This is a genomic window from Promicromonospora kroppenstedtii DSM 19349 (assembly GCF_000515355.1).
In the GTDB taxonomy this organism is placed as follows: domain Bacteria; phylum Actinomycetota; class Actinomycetes; order Actinomycetales; family Cellulomonadaceae; genus Promicromonospora; species Promicromonospora kroppenstedtii.
In genome coordinates, this window is sequence record NZ_KI911656.1 from 55,188 (window position 1) to 58,759 (window position 3,572).

General features: G+C 69.7%; 3 protein-coding genes and 1 pseudogene. All 4 read right to left on the reverse strand.

Features of this window, described 5'->3' with window-relative positions; translation table 11 throughout:
• Positions 1-296: proteasome accessory factor PafA2 family protein (locus PROKR_RS10935; protein ID WP_211240109.1), on the reverse strand; the 296-nt coding region annotated here is incomplete at its 3' end.
• 103 nt (positions 297-399) lie between these two features.
• Entirely contained in the window at positions 400-2,061 is a 1,662-nt protein-coding gene (gene arc, locus PROKR_RS10940; protein WP_051432873.1) for a proteasome ATPase, read from the reverse strand.
• Between the two features lie 141 nt (positions 2,062-2,202).
• The gene (locus tag PROKR_RS10945; protein WP_036963044.1) at positions 2,203-3,216 is read right to left on the reverse strand and encodes a tRNA (adenine-N1)-methyltransferase; all 1,014 of its coding nucleotides are present in this window, start codon (positions 3,214-3,216) and stop codon (positions 2,203-2,205) included.
• Positions 3,217-3,227: 11 nt separating this feature from the next.
• Positions 3,228-3,572, reverse strand: a pseudogene (locus PROKR_RS10950) (site-2 protease family protein); the annotation flags it as partial.

A 3,572-nucleotide genomic window follows, 5' to 3' on the forward strand; every position in this document is an offset into this window, starting at 1 on the left:
CGGCCCGGCAGGCCGGGCTCCACCACGGGCACCTGCCCCGTGACGGGGCCGGACGGCGCGGGTCGCGCCGGGTCGTCGGTCAGCATGGACGGCTGCGCCGAGGCACGGTCGAGGTGGAACCCGCGCGCGTCCTGCAGCGGGTCCTCGTCGTCGTAGTCCCAGCGCGCCTTGCCACCCGCCCCCTCGGCGCGGGTGGAGATGGCCCGGTAGGTGGTCACCACCTGGCTCGACAGCAGCATGGGGTTGGCCAGGGGACGGCCAGGCTGCAGCACTCCGTACTCGGTCTCGATGCCCATCACACGACGCACGCTCACGTCCACCACCCTATGCCGGAGTAGTCCAGATGGTCGGGCAGGTCCGCGCCTGTTCGACGGACGCGGACCTGCCCGGGTTGTGTGGTCAGAGGTACTGGCCGGTGTTCTGGACGGTGTCGATCGTGCGGGGCGTGGCGCCCTCGCCCTTCTTCTGCACGATGGTGCGGATGAAGACGATGCGCTCGCCCTTCTTGCCGCTGATCCGCGCCCAGTCGTCGGGGTTGGTCGTGTTCGGGAGGTCCTCGTTCTCCTTGAACTCGTCGACGCAGGCCGTCAGCAGGTGCTCCACGCGGATGCCCTTCTGCCCCGTCGCCAGGAAGTCCTTGATCGCGTTCTTCTTGGCCCGGTCCACCACGTTCTGGATCATGGCGCCCGAGTTGAAGTCCTTGAAGAACAGGGTCTCCTTGTCCCCCGAGGCGTAGGTGACCTCGAGGAACTGGTTCTCCTCGTCATCGGAGTACATCCGCTCCACGACCGAGGTGATCATGCCGTCCAGCGCCTCGCTGACGTTGTTGCCGTACTCCGCCAGGTCGTCCGCGTGGATCGGCAGCTCCTTGGTGAGGTACTTGCCGAAGACCTCCTTTGCCCCCTCGGCGTCGGGCCGCTCGATCTTGATCTTCACGTCGAGCCGCCCCGGGCGCAGGATGGCCGGGTCGATCATGTCCTCGCGGTTGGAGGCGCCGATCACGATGACGTTGTCGAGCCGCTCCACGCCGTCGATCTCGGCGAGGAGCTGCGGCACGATCGTGGTCTCGACGTCCGAGGAGAGGCCGGTGCCGCGGGTGCGGAACAGCGACTCCATCTCGTCGAAGAAGACGACGACGGGCATCCCCTGGCTGGCCTTCTCCCGGGCGCGGGCGAAGATCAGGCGGATGTGCCGTTCGGTCTCACCGACGTACTTGTTGAGCAGCTCCGGGCCCTTGACGTTCAGGAAGAAGCTCTTCACCTCGGGGTTGCCCCCGTTGGCCCGCGCCACCATCCCGGCGAGCGAGTGCGCCACGGCCTTGGCGATGAGCGTCTTTCCGCAGCCGGGCGGGCCGTACAGGAGCACGCCCTTGGGCGGGCGCAGCCCGTGCTCCCGGAACAGGTCGGGGTGCGCGAAGGGCAGCTCGACCGCGTCGCGGATCGCCTCGATCTGCGGGCCGAGACCACCGATGTCCTCGTACTCGATGTCCGGGACCTCCTCGAGGACCAGCTCCTCGACCTCGGACTTGGGCACGATCTCGAACACGAAACCGCTGCGGGTATCGACCGTGAGCGAATCCCCCACGCGCAGCGGGGCGTCCATCACCGAGCCGGCGAGACGCACCACGCGCTCCTCGTCGGCACGGCCCACCACGAGCACGCGGTCACCGCCGAGCATCTCCTTGACGGTCACCAGCTCACCGGTGCGCTCGTACTCGCCCGCGCCGACCACGGTCATCGCCTCGTTGAGCTTGACCTCCTGGCCCGGCCGCAGCCGCGTGACGTCCAGGCTGGGGCTGGCGGAGACATGCATCTTGCGGCCGGCCGACGAGATGTCCACCGAACCGTCGGAGTGCGCTCCGAGGAAGACGGCGTAGGTACCCGGTGGCTTGGCCAGGTCATCGAGCTGTTTCTTGAGCTCGACTATCTGATCGCGCGCCGCGCGGAGGGCTTCCGCGAGGCGCTCGTTCTTTGCTGAGAGGAGGGCGATCTGTCGCTCGTAGTCGCGGCTTGGCAAAGACTCGTGCTCGGGATGGTTGTATCCTGACGTGTTCTCGGTCATGACATCCCCTCTCGTAGGGCCCGGGAGGCGACCATATGACGCAAACGCCTCCGAGAACAGCACTCTAAGCACAGTCACTGACACTCCGGGAGTAAGAGCACCCGTTTGAGACGTCCGGGGTACCCGATCGTTACAGCCCGTTCACGCGGGAGGGGGGTTCTCCGTGTCAGGTGCAACACCGAGGTCACGTCGGACCTTTCGGATCTTCTTGTCCGATATCGCGCGCTCGCCGAGCTCCTCCGGCGACCACTCGGCCTCGGCCGTCGCGGGGTAGGCACCCTTGGCAGGGCGCCGTTTCCGCTCGGGCGGGACCACGCCGTCGGCCAGGCGGCGGGTCGTGATGAGGAAGCCGGTGTGCCCGATCATCCGGTGCTCGGGGCGGACCGCGAGACCCTCCAGGTGCCACCCGCGGACCATCGTCTCGAAGGCCGCGGGCTCGGCGAACCGGCCGTCCGCACGGAGGTCTTCTGCTGTGCGCGAAAGCTGGGTCGTGGTGGCCACATAGCAGACAAGGACGCCGCCGGGCGCGAGCGCGGTCGCGACGGCGTCGACGTTCTCCCACGGAGCGAGCATGTCCAGCACCACGCGGTCGACGGTGCCCGGCTCGGCCACCTGGGGCAGCACGTCGGCGAGGTCGCCCACGGACAGGTTCCACGCCGGGTGCGGCCCGCCGAAGAAGGTCTCCACGTTGCCCTGGGCGATCGCGGCGAAGTCCTCGCGGCGCTCGATCGAGTGCACGTGGCCGGCGTCGCCGACCGCGCGCAGCAGCGACATGGTCAGCGCGCCCGAGCCCACGCCGGCCTCGACCACCCGGGCTCCCGGGTAGATGTCGGCCATGGCGACGATCTGCCCGGCGTCCTTGGGGTAGACGACGGCGGCGCCGCGCGGCATCGACAGCACGTAGTCGGCCAGCAGCGGGCGCAGCGCGAGGTACTCGATCTCGGCCGTGTTGACGACCACCGAGCCCTCCGGCTGCCCGATGATCTGCTCGTGCTTGAAGTAGCCCTTGTGGGTGTGGAAGGTGCCGCCGGGCTGCAGGGTGATGGTGTGCAGGCGGCCCTTGGGGTCGGTCAGCTGGACCTTGTCGCCCACTCGGAACGGGCCGCGGCGCAGCTCGGCGCCGGTGGCGGTAGGGGCATCGGTGGGTGTGGTCACGACCGACCAGTCTAGGTGCCCCGCACCGCCCGGGCGACGTCGGCGAGGTCGAGCACTCCGGTGACCCGGCCCTGCTCGACGACCGGGACCAGCCGGGCGCCGCCCGACCGCGCGGCCAGGTGGTTCAGCAGGTCGGTCCCCGACATCCGTGGGTCGACCTCGCTGCCGCGCACGAACGGCACCGCCACGGCGTCGACCTGGGTGGTGTGCTGCGCGGCGGGCGGCACCGCCGCGACGGCGTCGTCGTCCAGCACCGCGATCGGGACGCCGCCCTGTCCCACCACGACCAGGCGGTGGGCCGCGGCGTCGGGCATACCGCCGGCGACGGCTGCCGTCCGCGCGGACAGCGCCTCGGC

Coding starts and splice junctions, on each gene's coding strand:
- arc (WP_051432873.1), bottom strand. CDS start 2,061: ATGACCGAGAACACGTCAGGATACAACCATCCCGAGCACGAGTCTTTG.